The following is a 20,214-nucleotide window of genomic DNA, read 5'->3' as shown; positions in this document are numbered from 1 at the left end:
CGCCACGGCGCGGTCCCGTGAGGCGGTTCGAACATGACCTCTCAGTGAACGAGCGCCTTCAGTAGTTTGGGCTTCGATGCATCGGCCCATGTGGCCGGCAGTCCTCGTTCACACCCCTCTGCCACGGCTTGCTCCTGGCCGTACAACAGGCCCCAGGTGAAGCCGGGCTCTCCCGCCGCGTGCGCCGCCAGGGCCAGGTTCCGCAGGGTGTCGCGCGCGACGACGCTGTCCTGATGCTCACCGAGCATTCTCTGTACGGCTTTGACGCGCTTGGCGAGCCGCCTCGCGGGTTTGCCGAGCGATGCCCGCGCCGGTTCGGTGGCGTACCGCGTCTTCTTGGCCGCCTTGCGGGCCTGGTGGAGGGCCGTGTCGCGCTCCGTGCCCGGGGCAAGCTCCAGCCCGTGTGCCACCCGGCCGGCCAGCCGGGCGTGCTCCTTGAGAATCGCCTTGACCATGACTTTCTCCGGCTTGCGACTGGCCTTGCGGCACAGCGGCGGCTGCTCCGTGAGTTCGGCCAGCGAAGTCAGCAGGGCCAGGTACCGGGATGAGAGCAGGGCGTCGAGGGTGCGCTGGCGCGCCTTTGAGGTGCCGGCGACGTTCCACACCTGCAAACGTGCGTCGACAGGCCCAAGGATCAGCTCACGGGGCGACGCTCCGATACGCGTGCTGAGCCGGTCCACAAGGACCTCCTGGTCGCGTTCGACGCCAAGCTCTCCGCCCAGCCACTTGAGCTCCGCACGGATCGGATCGGTGACCTCACGGTCCAGCACCGCACGGTAGGAACGCAGGATGCTGCGGAGCCGCCGACACGTGACGCGCATCCTGTGCACGGAGTCGGGCAGGCCGCGGCGTACCGCGGGATCGACATTTACCAAGGTGCGCCTCTGCTCGTCCACGTACCTGAGGACCTCGTCGGCGGCTGAGCCGGGTACGACGGCCTCGGCGCGCCTGTCCGGCAGGCGCGGCGCTCCCGTTCCAGTTTCTTCCAGCGCCCGGGCCAGCCTGGATGAACTGTCGGCGCGGTCGATGCCTTTCTCGCGCAGCGCCTTGTCGACGGCGTCGAGCAGCAGGGGATCGGCGTCCTTGGCGAGTTCGACCTCCATTTCGGTCCATGAGGCCCGTGTGGTCGTGGCGAGCAGGGACTCGGCGCGGACGCTGTCGAGGCTCAGCTCTGCGAGGACCGCGCCTTCGGAATCGATAAGGCGCCGCGTGCTTCGGGAGGACCGGATACGGACCACGGGCCTGAGTTCTCCCCCTCGGGTACGTGAAAGGGTCAGGTCGCGCAGAGTGTCCGGAATCTTGTCGGACAGCGGGGCCTGCACCTCCTCCCGGCTGTCCCCGGACGTGGGCAGTTTGAGGTGCCAGCCCGCATCAGCCCCGCCGGTCCTTCGCCGAAGCGTTGCCGAGGCGCCCACCATGCGCAGGTCGTCCGTGTCGTAGTACACAGCGTCCAGTTCCTCGAGGCCCTTCTCCACGACCGACACGATGCCGTGCACACGGGTGAGGTCCGGCAGCCACGAGGTGTCATCGGCCGACGGAGCTTCGTACTTTCGCTCTGTCTCGCGCTTCGAACGGGTCATACTGGGCGCGTGCACGCGACAGCGCGGTTCAAACGCTTGTGTAGCAACATCCCCGTGGTGAGCAAGCCGACTGAGCAGGCGGTGTCGGCTGTCCCAGAGAGGGTGGCCGACGAGTGACCTGGCCTCTTTGGCTGCGGCCTCCCGCCGGCTCGGCCGCGGGCGATCAGCACACCATGGCGCCGCGTCTGTCGTAGAGAGGGGTGGCGGAGAGGGAGGTGTCGGCGCTGGCGCCGGTGATGACAGCGGTCTGGGCCGCGGGTCAGCTCCTTTCTGAGCCGTGCACGAGGAACGGCGCCACCCTGCCCGGCGCGAGCTCGCAGCGCTGCCGTACCCACTACGCCCGCGCGTTGCTGAGCCAGGTGCCCAAGTCCGCCCAGCCCTGGGTGGGACGTGATCGAAAGGGCGGTCTACGAGGGCGGCCGTGGGCCGTTCGCGGCAGACGTGCTACCTGCTGGCCGGCCCAGCCTTCTGGAGGCGACCAGCGAGGCGCGCTGTCTGGAACCGGGGGAACCGGAGTGCACCGGCGGTTGCTGCGGTTTCCTGTCCGTCGTCGTGCAACGGTTCGGGGACACCGTGCAGTGGTCGGACTGGGAGGTTCCGCACGCCCCCGCCTCCCCGCTGCCAAAGTTCCACTTCGACGCCGGCCAGTACGACGCCGAAGTGGCTCGCGCTGAGGCAGACCGGTGGTGCCAGGTCCACATGTAGCCCAGCACGGCGCCCCTGCCTGGCTGCGGCCTCTCACTGTCGCCGAGTTCTTGGCCAGGGGGGGCCGCCCCCAGCCGGCCCGGTGATGTCGAAACTCGGCGCCGAAACGACCGGGGGTCGCGGCCCGCGCGGCGCTGATCGAGGAGGCTGCGGCCTACGCCGCAGTCGAGGCCTCTGTGCCACACTAGCTTCAGCGGCCGTCTTGCATCCCCCGTCGAGGCGGCCGCTGCTGTGTCAGCCCCGTGGTTCGGGAAGTGCGCCGGGCTTCGTCTCCACTATCTCCACCTCGGTGCAGCCGCCGCCCTGAAGCTCGGCCTTCCGCCGGTCGGCGCTCTTCTTGTCGTATGGGCCGCGGCCCATAGCCAGTACGCCGCTCAGCCCACTCCGGACCGTCCCGAGGGAGCGATCATCGCCACCACGGCACCCGGCCGATGGATCGGCGAGCCAGTCCGGGTACGGGACCTCAATCCGTGAGGGTGGCCTCCGCGGGTCTGATCGGATGCCCGGGAAGCTCATCGCCGCGCAGCATCGAGCGAGATGTTGGTGCTCCGCTCGTGAGCAGGGCGTCGATCTCGACGGCACCTCCTGGCCCTGCCTTGTCGGCGGCACTGGAGACTCCCGGACATGCGCGGCGCGGGAGAGGGCCGTGCAGGCTGGCCACCGCCTCCTGTGCCGTGCGCGGCGCCTGAATCAGGCGACGTCCTGCAGGACCTCGTCGCGCAGTTGACGGCAGGAGCGGGTGATCAGCCGGGAGACGTGCATCTGGGAGATCCCGAGCTGCTCGGCGATGCTGCTCTGGGTCATGTCCTTGAAGAACCGCATGTACAGGATGGCGCGTTCCCGCTCGGGCAGGGCCTTGAGGTGGGGCCTGACGGACTCTCGGTCCACGACGGTCTCCAGGGCCGAGTCGGAAACACCCAGCGAGTCGCCGAGGGAGAAGCCGTCGTCGCTGCCCGGGAGCCCTGCGTCGAGGGACAACGCGCTGAAGCTCTCCAACGCCTCCAGTCCGGCCCGGACGTCCTCCAGGCTCAGACCCGCCCGCTCGGCGATCTCGCAGATGGTGGGCCAGCGGTCCGAGACGCCCGCAGAGAGGTCCCGGCAGGCCAGGCGTACCCGGTTGCGCAGCTCCTGGACCCGGCGCGGCACGTGCAGCGTCCACATGTGGTCGCGGAAGTGCCGCTTGATCTCACCCGTGACGGTCGGCACGGCATAGCTCTCGAAGGCCTTGCCACGCCCGGGGTCGTAGCGGTCGACGGCCTTCACCAGTCCGAGGGCCGCGACCTGGCGCAGGTCCTCGTAGCTTTCCCCGCGACCGCGGAAGCGGCTCGCGATGCGGTCGGCCATCGGCAGCCAGGCCCCGACCACCTCCTCACGGAGGGTGTCGTGCTCAGGTCCCGGCGGCAGGGTGGCCAGTCGGCGGAACGCTCTGTCGGTGTCGGGGGCATCCCCGTGCGGACGGCGTTGCGTGCTCGTCTGAGTTCCCATGGCTTCGCAACTCTCATGCCTGGCGGATCGATGATCACCGTGGAATTGCGACCGCGTGTCGGACAACCGCATCCGGGCGACGATGACGTCACTCCCACGGATGGGTGCCTCCAGTCCGAAACACTCATACGACTCGTTCCCATGAACATGGACACCAAACACCACATTCACGAAATACCGTTCGCACTGACGGGGTGCGGTGCGCCTTCTTCGCGCGGGCCTCGGGCATCAGAGGTGGACGCCCAGGTGGTCAAGCCTTCGCCTCGCGGGAGCTTGCGTGGCCACCGGTCAATTGACTCAGTCGTTGAAGGGCGCGGTCACCGGGACGGACCGTCCCGGTGACCGCCGGTCGCGCCGGGGCTGGGCACACCCGGCGCTGATGCCATGGGGCGGCTGGAAGCAGCCCCATGACCTTGATCATTCTACTGAGGCAGTTCTGCTGGCAGTCCGCCTTCGAGGGCGCGGCCTGGAGGACGGCCATGATGCGCCACACGTGGCTGCAGCTTCGGTGCCCTCTCGAGGGCGCTCGCAGCCGCGGTCGAAGCACTCCTGTCGCGCGGGCCCCTTGCCCGGCCGCCGTGGGTGAAGTCGGCTTTGGCCCGGGCAGAGGCCCGACGGGGCAGGCGGGCTCGGAGACCAGAGCTGAACACCGAGCTCATCTACCGTGCGAAGCGTTTTCAGTGTGGGACTGATCGGGAAGGGTGTCACTGGTGACGGCCATACGGGCCGGGCTTCGCCTGCTCTCCGAAGGCGAAGCGAGGCTGCTGCGGACACCGCGCCGACGTGTCCGTAGCAGCCTTCTGCTCTGCCGCCAGATCACGGCGGTTCTGCTCGTTCACCGGAGTTCCAGACGCCGAGTCCGTGGGCGGTGGCTCGAACGCCGGCCGTGAGCCTGGGCGTGTGTCATGGCAGCGGCTTCCCAGCACAAGTCGGCCGCGGGCAACGGTAGCCGGGCCGCCGCCTGGTGTTCCGCCGGTAGGGGCTGCGACGGGGCGGGCATCAGCGGCTGCGCCTGGACGGTGATGGCGCGGATTTCGTCCCGCAGCCGCGGCAGCACCTGGTGCAAGGCCCGCGCTGGACGGCGTGGAAGCGGGCGGCCTCCTGGGCGGTACTCGGGCGCAGCCGGGTAGCTGTATGGGCCCAGGCGGCCAGCTGGTTCCGTCCGAGCTCCTGATGGTCGCTATCGAGCACCCGAACCGTGCTGACGCTCGGGTCGGCGGCGGCCGCCACGAGTCGTCCGCAGCCGTGCACGCCCGGGCGTGCACGGCCCGGGTGGGCAGCGCGGTCATCACGTCGATCTGCAGGGTCCGGGCATGCCCGACCAAGTTGGTCTGCCGGCTGTCGGCGGCGCGTCCGGCCCGGGCCACCACGTGGATCCGGTAGCCGTCCCGACCGGCCCGCGCTGACGGCGAAGTCGGCGGCGCTGGTGTAGTCGGCCGCGATCAGCAGGTCGCCGCGCCGCCCGCGGACGTACGCTTCCGCTTCGGCCTGCCAGTCCTGCGCGTCGGGCCGGACCCGTTCATCGGCGATGCGTGGAGTGTCCCTGACCAGCTGGAAGTGGTCAGGGTGCGTGCCGCGCAGCAGATCGGGGTCCTGCAGGACTGCCCCCCGGCCGCATCGCCCGGCGCAGCATCCGCCTCGTCTCCAGCTCCTGCGCGCCCGACTCACCGACCAGGTAGACGACCAGCGGGTCGGGGCGGAAGACCGACTTGCGCAGCAGCGTCGGGGCGATCAGCTCGTCGAAGGCCCACCGGTGCTCGCGGACGCTCAGGCGGTGGTAGCCGGTCCTGGGCGCAGCAGGCAGCGGGTGAGCGACCCGGCGCACCGGCTCGGCGGCCGCCGCGGCCCGCTCAGCATCCCGGGAGACCGCCAGTCGGCGGTCTGCCGGCAGCCGCGCAGCTCGTCCTCACCTGGGATGAACAATGCCTGCACGTGACCGTGCATGACGCCTCCTGCCGACTGCCCGAACAGCGTCACCTCTCTGACACTGCTCTCGGGGGACGCGGTCTTCTCCTGGTCGAAGCCCTTGCCGACAGCTGGCAGGCACACCGCTGCCCGCACGGCAAAGACATCACGGCCTGCTTCCAGCGGCCCGCGTCCGATGCGCCCGGCGCAGCCGGCTCCGGCAAGCACCAGTGACCCCGTGCCCGGCCTTGCCGCGCCGTGCATCATCGCGTCGCGGCGCACTGCGAACGCGCGGTTCGCTTCAGGTCCCGGCAGCCGGGGCCGGCACGGTCCTTGCCTGCACCGCCGCGTCCAAGGCGTGACGTACCTCTTCCGGAAGCCGTTCGCACCGCGGCCACTGCCTGATGTGCTCCGCGATCTCCCGCAACCTGGTGTTGGTGTGCTGCGAGACGTCCCGGAGGATCTCCCAGGCCGTCTCGGGGGTCGCGCCGCTCAGGGCGATCACGACACCCATGGCCTGGTCGACGGTCGCGTGAGCGGTGATGGCGTGCCGGAGCTGGGCGACCTCCGTCTCAAGGGCCGCAATCCGGGCGAGGTTTTCCACGTCTTCGGACATCGTGAGGAGGGCTCCCTGGTCGGACTGCGATAGCGGTCTCTCTCACTGCTGCCCGCACCAAGCGTCCTCGAGAGGACCAGGAACGAACGGTCGGTGCCCTGGCTGTCCATGAAACGAAATCCGGCCTCGGACGTCGCGATAGCCCCTCCCCGCCGGGCGTTCCCGCTGGCAGGATGACGGGGTGATGGACTCGCTGGTGTTCGAAAGCGACAACCTCGGCGTGACGGAGGAGTTCCTCTGTCACGCCTATGCGCGCATGCGCATCGGCAGCACGACCCCCACCGCCGGCACGGCACGCGTACGCCGCGACACCACGACGTCGATCAGCGTCGACGAGCTCGACCTGAACTTCGAGATGTCGTACTCGGTCACCCCACTCGGCCGAATCTGTCTGTGCGTAGTGCACGAGGGAAGCGTCCAGGACCATGTCTTCCACGGCGTCCGGGATTCGTTCGGCCCCGGTGACACTGTGCTGTTCGCGCCTCCAGACCTGCCGTACTCGGGACGCATCTGCAACGCGCGCTACAACATCACGATGCTCGATCCCGCTCTGCTGGACCAGGTGGCCGCCGCCTCCGGAGGACGGCGGCGCGAGCACGTACGGCTGACCGGGCACCGGCCACGTTCCCAAGCCGCCGGCGACCGCCTGAAAACCACCATCTTCTACCTACGTGACCATGTCCTGGCCGACCCGGACACCGCGGCACAACCGCTGATCGTCTCGGCCAGCAGCCAGCTGCTGGCCGCCAGCGTCCTGGCGGCCTTTCCCAACACCGCCCGGACCGACCCCACCGGACAGGACCGCAGGGACGCACACCCCGCCACCCTGAGACGCGCCATCGCCTACATCGAAGACCACGCCGACCGGCCCCTCACCGCCGCCGACATCGCGGCCGCCGTCCATGTCACGATCCGCACCCTCCAGTACGCCTTCCGCCGGCATCTCGACACCACGCCGATGGCCTACCTGCGCCGGGTGCGCCTGGCACACGCGCACCGCGACCTGCTCGCGGCAGACCCCCACAGCGGTGCCACCGTCGGCGGTGTCGCCGCCCGCTGGGGCTTCGCCCACCCGGGCCGCTTCGCCGCCCTCTACCGAACCGTGTACGGCATCAGCCCCGCCGAGACCCTGCGCGACTGAGCGCGTTCGCCTCTTGACATCCGGCGCACGAAGCTGCGCCTCAGTAACCGCCCAGGAGTCCTCGTACTCTGGGTACTCCGGGCAAGGCCTCCGGGTCGGCGGAGCCGTGCCAGCCGGACGGTTGGGCGAGACGGCGTCCCCACAGCGGCGGGACGCGCACGGCGGCGTCGCTCTCGACGGTGGCCGGCCCCTCGGTCGCGGCGAGCCGGTTGCCGCAGCCGCCGGCCTCGGCTGTCACCACGACGTCGTCCAGCGCGGCGTTACCTCCGAGTCGGCTCGCCCGTCCGCGCCGTCCCCGGACCCCTCCACGCCGAGCAGATCGCACCCCTCGACGTCCGCCGAAACGACCGACCCGGCGGAGTCCCCCACGAGTACCGACACGCCGCCTGGCCAGAACAGCCGTAAGTTCCGGCACCCACAGCGCTATGTCGCACCGCTGCCCCCGCGCCCGGACGATCCGCTGGAGCCGTGCTGCCAGCGAGAGCGGACCTGATTCGGGCTGGGCCTGCTCGGGGCGTTCCCGAGCTGGTAGGGGGTGAGGCGGTCATTCTTTCCCTCCGCCGGGGCCACCTCGTTCGGCTCGCGCATGATCCGCTCCTCACGCACCGGCCCCGAAGGGGGCAACGTGGGATGATCCGAGCGCCGTGGCGGTGCCGACTCGACGCGGCGCACCCGGATCCCGAGGCGTACGGCCACCACCAGGGCCGCCGTGACAAGTACACCGCAGAAGACGATGGCCGCCATCCCTGTCATCGGGCCGACGGCGACCACTTGCTCATGTGTCGTACGCATGGACGCCGAGTACCCGCCCGACCGGCATCGAATACCCAGAACGGTGACGGCACTTCGCGGACTCGGCCCGAGCAAAAGGTCGTAGTGAACTCCCCCGCCCGGAAGGGGGCGACGGGGCACCCCCGACCTCTCCCCTGCCACAGGCACGACGCACCGGCGCACTCTGTGACAGCAGGTCTGGCGAGGCGACGGAGCGCCGGCGCGGTGGAGTGCGACGGGGAAGTGATCACTCGCCCGGCACGGTGCTGGTGCTCTCCTTGAGTGGGAGGGGGACTGAACTCAGGCCCGCATCCGAATGTGCCTTCCGTATCTCAGCAGTTGCTGTCGATACCGGTGACGGCTGGCGGGCCGAGGGGGGCTTACTCCTCTGGGATTCCTGCCTTCCACAGTGCCTTGGATACGAGTTCCCCGGCGTTCAGTTCGGCCTGCTGCCGACCCGGGGCGTCGACCTCCAGGCGGACGGGCCACGAGCGCGTGCGCCGCCAGCGCACGCCCTCAGCCGGCAGGATCCGGCGCACCCGGGAGCGACTTACCTCGATGCCCAGCTCCCGAGCCCGTGGCAGCCAGCGACGCACCGTCTTCTGACTGCGCCCAACCTGGTCAGCGATCTGCGGGACCAGCCAGCCGTCGCAGCCCAGCTCGATCGTCCGGCACGGTTCCACCAAACCTTCGGCGCCTTCCTGACAGCCGCCAAGCGGTGGATCACCGCTCGCCCGCCCTCGCCGCGGCCCGGCCGTGCCCTCAGCACCATGACCCAGCACCCGCCCCCCGGGCACCCGCAACCACCCTTCTACCAGCAGCTGTACCCACCGAATGCGAAATCGAGCAGTAGGCGACGGGGCGCCTCAACGCCTCCCGGACCGCGTTCTTTGGCCGCACTTCTCTCGTGAGGTAGCGACGGCCGGTATCACTTCGTCGTCGACCACGGACTGTGGGAGACCGGAACGGTGAGAGGATTGCCAGAGTGATGGCAACAACCAGTGATATCGAGAAGGCGGCCGAGGTACTGCGCGCCGGTAGCCTGGTGGCTCTTCCGACCGAGACCGTCTACGGTCTGGGCGCCAACGCCGAGGACCCGGCCGCCGTTGCGCGCATCTTCCAGGTCAAGGGACGTCCGCCCTCCCACCCGCTGATCGTCCACATCGGCGACGCGGACCACTTGGACAAATGGGTCGAGGGCGTGCCCGCAACCGCGCGCCTGCTGGCCGAACACTTCTGGCCCGGGCCCCTCACGCTGGTCCTGCGGCGCGGCGGGCGGGTGCCCCTCGAAGCGACGGGCGGACTGGAGACGGTGGCCGTGCGTGTGCCCGACCACCCGGTCGCACTCGCGCTGCTGTCGGCCTTCGGCGGCGGTGTCACGGCTCCGTCCGCCAACCGCTTCGGCTCGGTCAGCCCCACAACGGCGGACCACGTTCGAGCGGAGCTCGGTGATGCCGTTGACTTCGTGCTGGACGGCGGCACCTGCGGGGTCGGCGTGGAGTCGACCATCGTCGACGTCACGGGCGAGATCCCGAGCATCCTGCGGCCCGGCGGGGTGACCCGCGAGGACCTCGAAGCGGTGCTGGGGCACCCGATCGCGGTCCCTTCGGCCAGCCATACCCGGGTACCGGGCCAGCATCCGTCACACTACGCGCCGCGTGCGCGGGTCGTCCTCGTCGAGCCGGAGAAGGTCGTCGCCGAAGCGGAGCTCGCCCAGGAGACGGGGCACGAGGTGGGCGTCTTCCTCCCCCCCTCCCTCGCCGATGCCCCGCTGAAGGCGCACGCCGTCGTGACAGTGCCCGAGTCGATGGCCGCCTACGCGCGCGGGTTGTACGGGTTCCTGCGCGAGCTCGACCGGCAGGGGTGCGACCTCATCGTCGCCTCCTTGCCGGTGGAAGAGGGCCTGGGACTGGCCATCGCCAACCGGCTCCGCCGCGCTGCAGGGCCCCGGCCCACCGTGTGATCAGCACGAGCGCCGTTCGGTTGTCCAGGAATGCAACGCAACGGCCCGTGGCCGCTGCGGCGGAAGCACACCGCCCGGCGGCAGCGGGGGCGGTGAACGCTGTGCCGGCCGGTGCCTTCTCCACCCGGTCACCGGCGAGCACACCAGCGGACTCTGCCCCGACACCCCGGACGCCTCGAACCGCAAGCGGGTCGTGCGAGCGTCTCAAGCGAGGGCGGCCTGCCGGTCGGTCGGGAGGTCCAGGCCGCGGGCGGCGACCATCTGGGCGCGGCCGTCGGCCAGGCGGTAGGACAGGCCGACGACGGCCGCCCGCCCGGCGGCGACCTGTTCGGCCAGGACACGGGAGCGGTCGGTGAGCAGCGCGACGGTCGCACGTACGTGTTCGGCTATGAAGTCCTGGTCGGTGCTGGCGCCGGCGGCGCGCGCGGCCAGCACACTGGGGGTGACCCGTTCGACAACGTCGCGTACGTATCCGTCGGCGGTGGTGCCCTCGTCCACCGCTGCCCGGGTGGCCGCGACCGCGCCGCACGCGTCATGGCCGAGGACTACCACCAACGGGCAGCCCAGCACGCCCACTCCGTACTCGATGCTGCCCAGCACTTCCGGGCCCACCACATGGCCGACGGTGCGCACCACGAACAGGTCTCCCAGCCCGCGGTCGAAGATGATCTCGGCGGCCAGACGAGAGTCCGAACAGCCGAACAGTACGGCGAAGGGCTCCTGGCCGGGAGCAATCTCGGCGCGGCGGGCGGCATCCTGGTTCGGGTGCTCGGACAGGCCTGCGGCGAACCGGTCGTTGCCGGCCAGTAGCACTTCGAAGGCTTCACGCGGGCTCGGGGTGGGAGAGTCAGTCATGGCGGAAGGCCAAGGCCACCACCCAGCCCTTCGCCCGGCGGGGCCAACCGGACGGGGCAGGCGCGCACGCGGCCCCCGGCATCCAGGGAGCCGGAGACGACGTCGAGTGGCAACCCGCCCGCTCCTGACCGAGAAGCCCGACGACGGCCCCACGCAGCGCGAGGACGTCACCGTGCTGCGCAAGCTGAAGGCCGAGCACGAGGACGAACTCGGCGGCTACGGCTGAGGCTACAACGGCGGCGGGGCCGGGCCGCGTGACGACGTCTCCCCTGCCTCGTCGCACCCACCGCGGGCGTCGCATACGGACTGCCGGAAAGCGTCCGTCAGGGCGACCGGCTGGTCGTGACACGGCCCCGTCTCGGGCCGGCCGCACAGGTGGCAGGGGTGTGCGCAGAGGTGATCAGCAGCTTGGTGTGGACTTGAGGGCCCAAGGCGGTCACGGTGACGGCGAGGGCAGCGGCAACGACCAACTGTGCATTGGCCATGTAGGGGATGAGCGGAAGCTGGGCCAGCAGGGCGGTGGCGACCAGGGCCAGCTTGCCCACAGATCAGGCGGGGCGCCGACAGCGCGGGGCGGGCCGGAGGGCTGACGCCCCGGGTACGGGGCTGGCGGGCGGCGCGGACCTGGAGCGGGACCGTCAGCAAGACGAGCAGCACACGGGCCGCGAGCGCACGGAAGCCGTGGTCGGGGCGCGGGTCCAGCAGGTGCCCGAGGAGCGCGTCGACTGCGAGAGCCGCCAATACGACCAGGACCCGGACAGCGATGAGCCGGGCGATGGCCCGGCCGGGGCGCGCGGCGGCGTGCGACGCGGCGGTTCGCCGGCAGCAGCGACGGAACCATCAGCAGGAGGACGACGGTGCGCAGCCCGTGGGCCCACGCGGGCTCATTCGCCTCGCCCAGCCACATATGAAGGCGAGGACGACGCCGGACACGGCATAGCCCCTGCCAACGCCCCCGGCAGGGGTGCTCTCTGACACGTGCGGGTCCATGAAGGAGGCTCCCGGCGGAAGCAGTCGCGAGTGATCGGAACTGGTCAGCCCTGGTCACGGCCGCTTGGCGCGCCCGCACGGATGCCGTCGAAAAGCCAGACCAGGGCCTGTCCGAAGAGCTCTTCGGGAACGCTGTCCGGGTCGACCCGTCGCAGGCGCACCAGCCCCTGGAAGAGCGCGGCCACCACCGTGGCCACCGACTCGGCTGGGGCCTCGGCGGGGCCGCCCTGCTCGGTGAGCCAGGTGTCGATGAGTCCCTCCAGCGCCTGGCGCGGTTCGCGGAGCGCGGCGGCCATCGTGTCGAGGACGTGCGGATTGCGCACCGCGTAGAGCCAGAACTCGGCCTGGAGCGGGGCGAAGTCGGTGTCCTTGTCGGCGACGTGCACCAGCAGGCGCCCCAGTTCGGCGGCCGCTTCCCCAGTGCCGGCCTCGTGCCGATCCAGCGTTTGGGCGGCCTCGGCGACGCGGCCGAGGCCGCGTTCGGCCATCAGCTCGAGGAAGAGCGCCTCCTTACCGCCGAAGTTCGAGTACAGAGCCCCGATGGAGAAGCCGGCGGACTCGGCGATCTCCTCCACCGAAGCCCCGGCGAAACCCTTCCGCGCGAAGACCCGGGCGGCTGCGTCCAGCAGTAGCCGCCGGGTGCGGGCCTTGGCCTCGGCGCGCGTCAGTCGCCGTCGTACGGGTTCGCCCTGCTCAGCATTCACATCGTTGACTCTATTCATATAGTGACCACTATGTCAATGCAGAGATAGCGAGTACAGTTCGAATAGCGGCTGCCATCTGAATGGCGATCGCGATCGGAGGTGGGGCCGCACTGGGTCCACAGCTGCCTGCCGAAACATCGCCGTACCGTCACCCCCTGGGAGGAGAGCGAAGAAATGCTCACCGGATCCGCTGGTTCCGCCGACCCGACCGGTCTCGACGAGGCCCCGCCTGACGGGCTCCGCCTGGTCGTGGACCTGAACCGCTGCCAGAGCTACGGGCAGTGCGTCTACGCCGCTCCGACCGTCTTCCGGTTCCACGGCGAGGAGGCACTGGAGTACGACTACGCGCCCATCCCCGCTCTCCGCCACGAGGTCGAGCGGGCCGCAGCGGCCTGCCCCGTGCAGGCCATCACCCTGGGCAGGGCCACTGAGCCTGCTCCCGTGGCCCTCGAGCGTGTACGGTGACCGATCCCGAGCGCATCGTCGTGGTCGGCGCCTCCCTCGCCGGGCTGCGTGCCGCCGAGGCACTGCGCGACGAGGGGTTCACCGGCGAGCTCACGCTCATCGGGGACGAGCGGTACCCGCCCTACGACCGTCCGCCGCTGTCCAAGGCGGTGCTGTCCGGCTGGCTGACCACCGAGCACACCGAATTGCCTCGGGTGCGTGACATCGACGCCCGTTGGCTGCTCGGCTCCGGCGCGCACGGACTCGACCCGCGCGCCCGCCGGGTCGATCTGGCCGACGGCCGACAGGTGGACTACGACCGGCTGCTGATCGCCACGGGCACCCGTTCCCGGCCCTGGCCACCGGAGCGGGGCGGAAAGCTGCACGGGGCGCACCTGCTGCGCTCCCGCGACGACGCCGACCAGCTGCGCGCGGCGCTGGCCTCAGGACCGGACCGGTTGTTGGTCATCGGTGCCGGGTTCACCGGCGGCGAGGTCGCCTCGGTCTGCCGCGACCTGGGCATCGAGGTGACAGTGGTCCAGCGCAGCAGCGCTCCTTTGGCGAGCGCGCTGGGCGGGGTGATCGGCGGCGCCGCAGCCCGCTGGTACCGCGTCGCCGCAGTGGACCTGCGGCTCAACACCACGGTCCACGCCCTGGAGGGCGACGCCGACGGTCGACTGCGGCGCGCAGTCCTCTCCGACGGGACGGTCGTAACAGCCGAGGTGGCCGTCGTCGCCGCCGGCGCCCTCGCCAACACCGAGTGGCTGGTCGGCTCGGGACTGGCCGCCGACGCCCACGGGGTGCAGTGCGACGCGTCCTGCCGGGCGCTGGCCGCCGACGGTACGGCACTGCCGGACGTCTTCGTCGCCGGCGATGTCGCCCGCTGGCCGCACCCGCTCTTCCCCGGGCAGCTGCTGCGACTGGACCACTGGGACAACGCCGTCGCGCAGGCCCGCACCGCCGCTCACAACATGATCCACGCGCCTCGCGACCACCGCGACCACCGGCCGCTGCCGGCCTTCTGGTCCAACCAGTTCGGGCTGAACCTCAAGTGCCTGGGGCTGCCCTCCCTCGCCGACCAGGTCGTGGTCACCCAGGGCGCGCTCGACCAGCGGCAGTTCGTCGCCGCGTACGGACAACGTGGGCGCCTGGTCGCCGTCGTCGCGGTGGATTCGCCCCGCGTCCTGGACGGATACGCGGCCCTGATCGAGGCCGGAGCGCCCTTTCCTCCGGTGATCAACGCCACCGACGGGCCGGACCGGCTCGAACCCCTCGACGCCGCCTTCCCCCGGCCCAACGATCCTGCACCGGGCCACCTGCCCGCGCCGTCGACCTCGCCTGCCGCACCCACCCCGACCGCCCCGTCCGTCCTGGCCTGACACGAGTGAGGGAGTCCCACCATGACCCCGGCCATCCAGCAGCACTCCGCCTCGGAGCTGTTCGCTCACGCCCTCCGCTTCGAGAATCGCGCCGACCCCTACCCCGTGTACGAGCAGCTGCTCCGGCAGCCGGTCGTGCGGATGGCCGACGGCTCCTGGCTGGCGACCGGGCACCGCGAGATCGGCCTGCTGCTCCGTGATCCGCGGATCAGCGCCGACCGCCTCAACCCGCAACTGCAGCCGGTCCGCAAGAGCCTGCTGATGGAGGACCCGCCCCGCCACGACCAGCTGCGCCAGGCCGTCGCCCGGCACTTCGTCCCCCGCATCATGGGCATGCGCGACCACATCGACGCACTGGTCACCGGGCTGCTCGACGCGCACACCACCGAGCGGCCGGGACAGTTGGACGTGGTCGGCGATCTGGCCTATCCGCTGCCGGTCACCGTCATCTGTGAACTGCTCGGCGTGCCGCGCGAGGACGAGCGCCTCTTCGGGGCTCTCGCCCGGCGCCTGACCCGCGGCCTGGACCCCGTCGACACCCAGAGCGAGAAGGAGATCCGCGAACTCCAGGAAACGCGCGCCGAGTTGGCGGAGTACCTGGAGGGGCTGATCGCGCGGCACCGCGCCGACGGCGGGGGCGACCTGCTGGCCGGCCTGATGAACGACCAGGCTCCTGACGGACCGATGGACGCCATCGACCTCCGCGTCACCCTCGGGCTCCTGCTCATCGCCGGCCACGAGACCACCGTCAACCTCATCGCCAACGGGACCCTCGCCCTGCTGCGCCACCCCGATCTCCTCACTCGGCTGCGCAACGACCCCGGCCTGGCCACACCGCTGGTCGAGGAGGTGCTGCGCCACGATCCGCCGGTACAGATGTCCGGACGCAGCACCCTGGCCGACATCGACATCGCCGGGACGACCGTCCCCAAGGGTTCGCGCATCCGCCTGCTCCTGGCCGCTGGCAACCGGGATCCGCGACGCTTCGCCGACCCCAGCCGGTTCCTGCCCGACCGCGCCGACAACGCCCACCTCGGCTTCGGAGGCGGCATCCACTACTGCATCGGCGCCACCCTCGCCCGTGCCGAGGCACAGATCGCCCTGACCGTGCTCGCCCGCCGCCTGGTCTCACCCCGCCTCGTCGCCGACCCCCCGCCGTACCGGGAGAACGCCATCCTGCGCGGCCCGGAGCAGCTCCCGGTCGCCTTCGAACGACTCCTGCCGGACCCGCGAGGGAAGTGAATGTTCGGCCAGGGCCCGGAGGATGCCGGCGACACTGGGGCTCTGCGGCGTGAAGCAGGCCGGGCACGAGCCGCCCGCCGATGCAGCCGCCCGCGCCGGTCACCAGACAGGTCGGTGACTCGTGAGCCGTCGCCCCGTCGCCGGTCGTCCTGGTCGCCTCGTCCGGCACGGGTACCGCCCCTGTACTCGCTCGGGCGCCGGTGCGCCGATCTTGCCTCCCCAGACTTCCGCAGGGCCGGCCGCCCGGCCGGACGTGCCTCGTGCGCGCGGTGATCGGGTGAAGTCCGCGGCCACCGGCGCCGCCGGGCGGGAGGGCCGCCCGGAACGACCGGCCGGCCGGTGGCATCACCCCGCACCCAGCGGGCACGTTGATCGCATGGCGTCCCGACCTCAGTACACCGCACGCACCCTGCTCACACTGCTCACGCGGCCGCCCGCTGCCCGGGGCCGGGCCAGCTCCTCCCCCGGCCCGGTGCGGACACTGCTGGCCCGTGCCGACCGGCGCGTCTTCGAGGAGGTCGCCGCCCGCCACTGGATCCTCGCCGAGAAAGTGCTGCCCCGGCTGAGCCGCAGCGCCGACCACGGGCTGCTGTGGTTCGGTGTCGCGGCCGGGATGGGCACGCTCGGCGGGCGGACCCGGCGACGGGCCGCCGCCCGCGCCGTCGCGTCGCTGGCCGTGGCCTCGGCCACCGTGAACACCCTCGTCAAACGGTCTGCGCGGCGTGCCCGTCCACCGCTGGATCGGGTACCGGCGGTGCGGCATCTCGCCCGCCTCCCCTTCACCACGTCGTTCCCCTCCGGCCATGCCGCCTCGGCCGCCGCCTTCGCCTTCGGCGCCGGCCTGGAGTCCCGCCGCTGGGGCCTTGCGCTGGCTCCGCTGGCCTGGTCGGTGGCCTTCTCCCGCGTCTACACCGGAGTGCACTACCCCGGCGACGTACTGGCGGGGGCGGCCCTCGGGGTGGGTGCGGCGTACGCGGTGCGCGGCATTGCCCCGACCAGGGAGCAGTTGGGCCCGCAGGCACGTCCGCATGCCGAGGCACCGGCTCTGCCCGCCGGGCGCGGACTGGTAGTCGTGGCCAACGGCGCGGCAGGCACGGGAGGCGAGGCGCTACGGCAGGCACGCGCCGCACTGCCGGAGGCGGAGTTCGTCACCGCGAAGCCGGGCGACTCGCTGGAGGAGCTGTTCGACCAGGCGGCCGGGCGCGCCACCGCGCTGGGGGTGATCGGCGGCGACGGCACGGTGAACGCGGCCGTCGCCGCCGCCGTACGACGTGGCCTGCCCCTGGCGGTCCTGCCTGGCGGAACACTCAACCACTTCGCCTACGACCTGGACCTGCACTCGGTCGGGGCCACGGCCGAGGCCGTCGTGGGAGGGCACGCCGTGAGCGTGGACGTGGCACGATTCCGGCCGGGGCCGGACGGCCGTGAGGCGTACTTCGTCAACACCTTCAGCATCGGCGCCTACACCGACCTGGTCCGGATTCGGGAGGAGTGGTCGCCGCGTCTGGGCAGTGTGGCCGCGGGCACGCTGGCAGTCTTGCGTGTGCTGCGCACCGCGCGCCCGGTGAAAGCGGAATTCGACGGCCACGAGCGTCAGATGTGGCTGCTGTTCATCGGCAACTGCACCTACCGGGGGCTGGGCTTGGCGCCGGTACGCCGCCACGACCTGGCCGACGGCCTGCTCGACGTACGGGTCGTACGGGCCGGCCACCTGGCCCGGCTACGCCTGGTCGCCGCCGCCCTGTCCGGCGCCCTGCGCCGCTCCCCCGTGCTCTCCGCTCGGCGCGTCGAGCGCCTGCGCGTCACCGGTCTCGACGGCGCCACCCATGTGGCCTACGACGGCGAGACCGCCCCGGCCCCGCCCGCACTGCTGCTGGACAAGGCGCCAACCCCACTGACCGTCTACCGCCCGCTGCCGCAGGTGCCCTGACGGGCCCGACGAACATCGCGTTCGACGGCCTGAATCGCGGCTTCGCCGTCCGATACGGGCAGGCACTCGTGTTGGCAGGACAGGTGTTCACCACGTATGCCGCTGCCGGGACGGCGGCCTGCTCAGCACCAACCGATGCCCGCCAGCAGTTACGCACAGCGATCCATCGCATGCTGGCCTGGTCACCGATGCCGAACGTCTCCTTACCGACCTGGACAACAGCATCAAGCCGCCTCAAGAGGATCTGTGCCCTCTGCCACGATGACGGCACCTCCCTGCGGCGGACAACGGTTCTGGCACCGGTGCCGACCGAGCCGATGCAGGGGGCAGGGGGATGCCGTCAGCCAAGTACCCGCGACAAGGAAATCGATACAGCGACCGTTCGTCCTCGGCTCAGAAGTATGCGGTGAGGATCGTGCCCGGCAGCAGGGCGCGCCGGACCAGGGCATGGGGTGGCGTGGGTGAGCCGGTCGGCGCCGCGCAGGGCGTATGCCACAGGGTGCGCTGGGCCTGGGGCACTCTCAGAGCACCACATTCCGCGATCATTGCCACCGGCGATCTCGGCAACAGCCTTCGCGGCGGACGCGTGATGCGCACGGCTGAATATGTCGCCCGGTCGGATGGGGTAAGGATTCCCCCATGACGAGGGCGACGGCGGTGGCGTCGGCAAGGGCCAGGTTCAGGTCCGGTTCCTGCCGCCCTCCGGAGTCGGTGAGCAGAAGGCTCACCGCGCCGGTCGTCTGGTGGCGGACCCTCAGCGGCTCGCAATGGCTCCTCCTCGCCGCATGCCAACAGACGTCGCGCTCAGTGTCTACGCACCGGCCACCGGTGCTCCCTTCGCGCTGTGCACACGCAAACACGCGCTGGATCCCTGCTGGGCACTGCGCGGGTCCGCCAACAGGCATGTGGACAGTCGTCGGGGGAACTCCGCAAGCATGGCTCTCAACCATGACGAGGCGCCCGTACTGGAAGCCCTGGTCCGCTACCACCAGGAGGAGGAGCTGGGGTTTTCCCCGCCGGGGCACAAGCAGGCCCGCGGTGCTGATCCTGGGCCCGGGCAGTCCTCGGTGACGCCGTGTATCTGGGTGACGTACTGGCCAGCGGTGGGCTGGACGATCGGCTCTCCCGGGGCCGGGTGCTCCAGCGAGCCGAGGAGCTGATGGCCGACGCGGTCCATGCTGAGCACACGTTCTTTCTCCACCTGCGGCAGCTCGCTGTCCGTCAAGGCGGCCATGCTGACGGTAACCCGCCCCGGCCACACTCTCATCGTCAGCCGGGACGCGCACAAGTCGGTGGTCGCCGGGCTCATCCTGTCCGGTGTCGAGCCCTTGTGGGTCGAACCCGAGTGGGACTCGGAGCGGCACCTCGCCCATCCCCCGTCGGCCGCGGCCTACGACAAGGCGTTCACCGAGCACCCTCAGGCGGACGGTGCCCTCGTGACCAGTCCGACCCCGTACGGCACGGTCGCCGATCTCAGGGGCATCGCCGAGGTCTGCCGCCGCCAGGGCAAACCCCTGATCGTCGATGAGGCTTGGGGGGCACATCTGCCGTTCCACGACTGCCTGCCGTCCTGGGCGATGGACGCAGGTGCCGACGTCTGTGTCACCAGCATCCACAAGATGGGCAGCGGCCTGGAACAGGGCTCGGTCTTCCACCCGCAAGGCGGACTGATCGACCCCGCCGAACTCGCCTCTCGCGCCGACCTGCTGGGCACCACCAGTCCCAACGTCCTGCTGTACGCCGGGATCGACGCCTGGCGCCGGCAGATGGCCCAGCACGGCCGCGACCTCATCGACCACGCCCTGTCATTGGCCGGCCGTACCCGCGCCACCATCGAAGAGATCGACGGCTTCCACGTCAACGACGCCGACGACTTTTGCGGACCGGGCCTGGCAGCCGAATTCGATCCCCTGCCAGTCGTGATGGACATCGAGGCTCTGAGCACCACCGGCTACCGAGCTGCCGACTGGCTCCGCGAACACCACCACCTCGACCTGCACCTCTTCGACCACCGGCGGATCAGCGCCCAGCTCACCCACGCCGACGACGACCAGACCGTGGCCCGGCTGCTCACCGCCCTGCGCGATCTCGCCGACCGCACCGACGAATTGCGCGACGCGCCGCGTGTCGCCGTGCCCACCCCTGCCGAGTTGCGGATGGAGCAGGTGCGACTGCCCCCGACGCCTACTTCGATCCCCACGAGGACATACCCGCCCAGAGTGCCGCAGGCCGCACGGCCGGCGAAATGATCACGCCGTACCCGCCCGGGATCCCCGCGGCGCTCCCAGGAGAACGCCTCACCGAACCCGTCCTGCGCTACCTGACCACCGGCGTCGAAGCCGGCATGAACTCGCCCGACGCGGCCGACCAACAGCTGACCACGATCCGCGTAGTAGCCCAGGAGTAACCACCCCAAGCTGCTGGCGCGGCGTCCGGGGAGTGACAGGCGGGCAGCCAGGCCCGTCTCCGCCCTTGTCCTCCCACGCCTTGAGCTCACCACTGTT

General features: G+C 71.0%; 16 protein-coding genes and 2 pseudogenes. 8 read left to right on the top strand and 10 right to left on the bottom strand.

The window, feature by feature from the left end:
- Positions 1-41 precede the first annotated feature (41 nt).
- Complete coding sequence (locus BIV25_RS19940) at positions 42-1,580, bottom strand: CYTH and CHAD domain-containing protein (protein ID WP_071373714.1); 1,539 nt, start codon at positions 1,578-1,580, stop codon at positions 42-44.
- 290 nt (positions 1,581-1,870) lie between these two features.
- Here BIV25_RS19940 and BIV25_RS51125 point away from each other — a divergent pair.
- Positions 1,871-1,966: pseudogene (locus BIV25_RS51125) on the top strand (transposase); the annotation flags it as partial.
- Between the two features lie 1,009 nt (positions 1,967-2,975).
- Here BIV25_RS51125 and BIV25_RS19930 read toward each other — a convergent pair.
- From BIV25_RS19930 to BIV25_RS19910, 3 genes are all read right to left on the bottom strand, one after another.
- Entirely contained in the window at positions 2,976-3,770 is a 795-nt protein-coding gene (locus BIV25_RS19930; protein ID WP_071373712.1) for an RNA polymerase sigma factor SigF, read from the bottom strand.
- Between the two features lie 1,561 nt (positions 3,771-5,331).
- The gene (locus BIV25_RS51120) at positions 5,332-5,595 is read right to left on the bottom strand and encodes a hypothetical protein (RefSeq protein ID WP_071373709.1); all 264 of its coding nucleotides are present in this window, start codon (positions 5,593-5,595) and stop codon (positions 5,332-5,334) included.
- A 381-nt stretch (positions 5,596-5,976) separates the two neighbouring features.
- Entirely contained in the window at positions 5,977-6,291 is a 315-nt protein-coding gene (locus tag BIV25_RS19910) for an ANTAR domain-containing protein (protein WP_071373708.1), read from the bottom strand.
- A 184-nt stretch (positions 6,292-6,475) separates the two neighbouring features.
- Here BIV25_RS19910 and BIV25_RS19905 point away from each other — a divergent pair, with 184 nt between their 5' ends.
- Positions 6,476-7,432 carry a helix-turn-helix domain-containing protein gene (locus BIV25_RS19905; protein WP_071373707.1) on the top strand — a complete coding sequence of 319 codons (957 nt, stop codon included), beginning with the start codon at positions 6,476-6,478 and terminating at the stop codon, positions 7,430-7,432.
- Between the two features lie 40 nt (positions 7,433-7,472).
- Here BIV25_RS19905 and BIV25_RS19900 read toward each other — a convergent pair whose 3' ends face one another.
- From BIV25_RS19900 to BIV25_RS19895, 3 genes are all read right to left on the bottom strand, one after another.
- A complete protein-coding gene (locus tag BIV25_RS19900; protein ID WP_071373706.1) occupies positions 7,473-7,673 on the bottom strand; it encodes a hypothetical protein in 201 nt (66 codons plus the stop codon).
- 182 nt (positions 7,674-7,855) lie between these two features.
- Complete coding sequence (locus BIV25_RS47165) at positions 7,856-8,224, bottom strand: DUF6479 family protein (protein WP_256255928.1); 369 nt, start codon at positions 8,222-8,224, stop codon at positions 7,856-7,858.
- A 359-nt stretch (positions 8,225-8,583) separates the two neighbouring features.
- Positions 8,584-8,886, bottom strand: a complete 303-nt coding sequence (locus BIV25_RS19895; RefSeq protein ID WP_143076661.1) for a helix-turn-helix domain-containing protein — start codon at positions 8,884-8,886, stop codon at positions 8,584-8,586.
- Between the two features lie 305 nt (positions 8,887-9,191).
- Here BIV25_RS19895 and BIV25_RS19890 point away from each other — a divergent pair, with 305 nt between their 5' ends.
- Positions 9,192-10,166 carry an L-threonylcarbamoyladenylate synthase gene (locus BIV25_RS19890; RefSeq protein ID WP_071373704.1) on the top strand — a complete coding sequence of 325 codons (975 nt, stop codon included), beginning with the start codon at positions 9,192-9,194 and terminating at the stop codon, positions 10,164-10,166.
- 204 nt (positions 10,167-10,370) lie between these two features.
- On the opposite strand, the gene BIV25_RS19885 is transcribed toward BIV25_RS19890, so the two are convergent.
- From BIV25_RS19885 to BIV25_RS19875, 3 genes are all read right to left on the bottom strand, one after another.
- Entirely contained in the window at positions 10,371-11,021 is a 651-nt protein-coding gene (locus BIV25_RS19885) for a carbonic anhydrase (protein WP_071373703.1), read from the bottom strand.
- Between the two features lie 323 nt (positions 11,022-11,344).
- Positions 11,345-11,566, bottom strand: coding sequence for a hypothetical protein (locus tag BIV25_RS19880; RefSeq protein ID WP_071373702.1), 222 nt, complete (start codon positions 11,564-11,566; stop codon positions 11,345-11,347).
- Between the two features lie 489 nt (positions 11,567-12,055).
- The gene (locus tag BIV25_RS19875) at positions 12,056-12,715 is read right to left on the bottom strand and encodes a TetR/AcrR family transcriptional regulator (protein ID WP_079176745.1); all 660 of its coding nucleotides are present in this window, start codon (positions 12,713-12,715) and stop codon (positions 12,056-12,058) included.
- Between the two features lie 174 nt (positions 12,716-12,889).
- On the opposite strand from BIV25_RS19875, the gene BIV25_RS19870 reads away from it, so the two are divergent.
- From BIV25_RS19870 to BIV25_RS19850, 5 genes and pseudogenes are all read left to right on the top strand, one after another.
- The gene (locus BIV25_RS19870) at positions 12,890-13,180 is read left to right on the top strand and encodes a ferredoxin (protein WP_079176744.1); all 291 of its coding nucleotides are present in this window, start codon (positions 12,890-12,892) and stop codon (positions 13,178-13,180) included.
- Entirely contained in the window at positions 13,177-14,538 is a 1,362-nt protein-coding gene (locus BIV25_RS19865; RefSeq protein ID WP_071373700.1) for an NAD(P)/FAD-dependent oxidoreductase, read from the top strand. Before BIV25_RS19870 ends, BIV25_RS19865 begins: the two co-directional genes overlap by 4 nt.
- 21 nt (positions 14,539-14,559) lie before the next feature.
- On the top strand, positions 14,560-15,780 hold the full coding sequence (locus BIV25_RS19860; RefSeq protein WP_079176743.1) for a cytochrome P450: 1,221 nt from the start codon (positions 14,560-14,562) through the stop codon (positions 15,778-15,780).
- A gap of 376 nt (positions 15,781-16,156) precedes the next feature.
- Positions 16,157-17,710 (top strand): bifunctional phosphatase PAP2/diacylglycerol kinase family protein, encoded by a 1,554-nt coding sequence (locus BIV25_RS19855; protein ID WP_079176742.1) that lies wholly within the window; start codon positions 16,157-16,159, stop codon positions 17,708-17,710.
- A gap of 935 nt (positions 17,711-18,645) precedes the next feature.
- Positions 18,646-20,117: pseudogene (locus BIV25_RS19850) on the top strand (aminotransferase class I/II-fold pyridoxal phosphate-dependent enzyme).
- Positions 20,118-20,214 lie beyond the last annotated feature (97 nt).

It is taken from the genome of Streptomyces sp. MUSC 14 (assembly GCF_001866675.1).
Taxonomy (GTDB): Bacteria; Actinomycetota; Actinomycetes; order Streptomycetales; family Streptomycetaceae; genus Streptomyces.
This window is presented reverse-complemented; position numbering and strand designations above follow the sequence as displayed.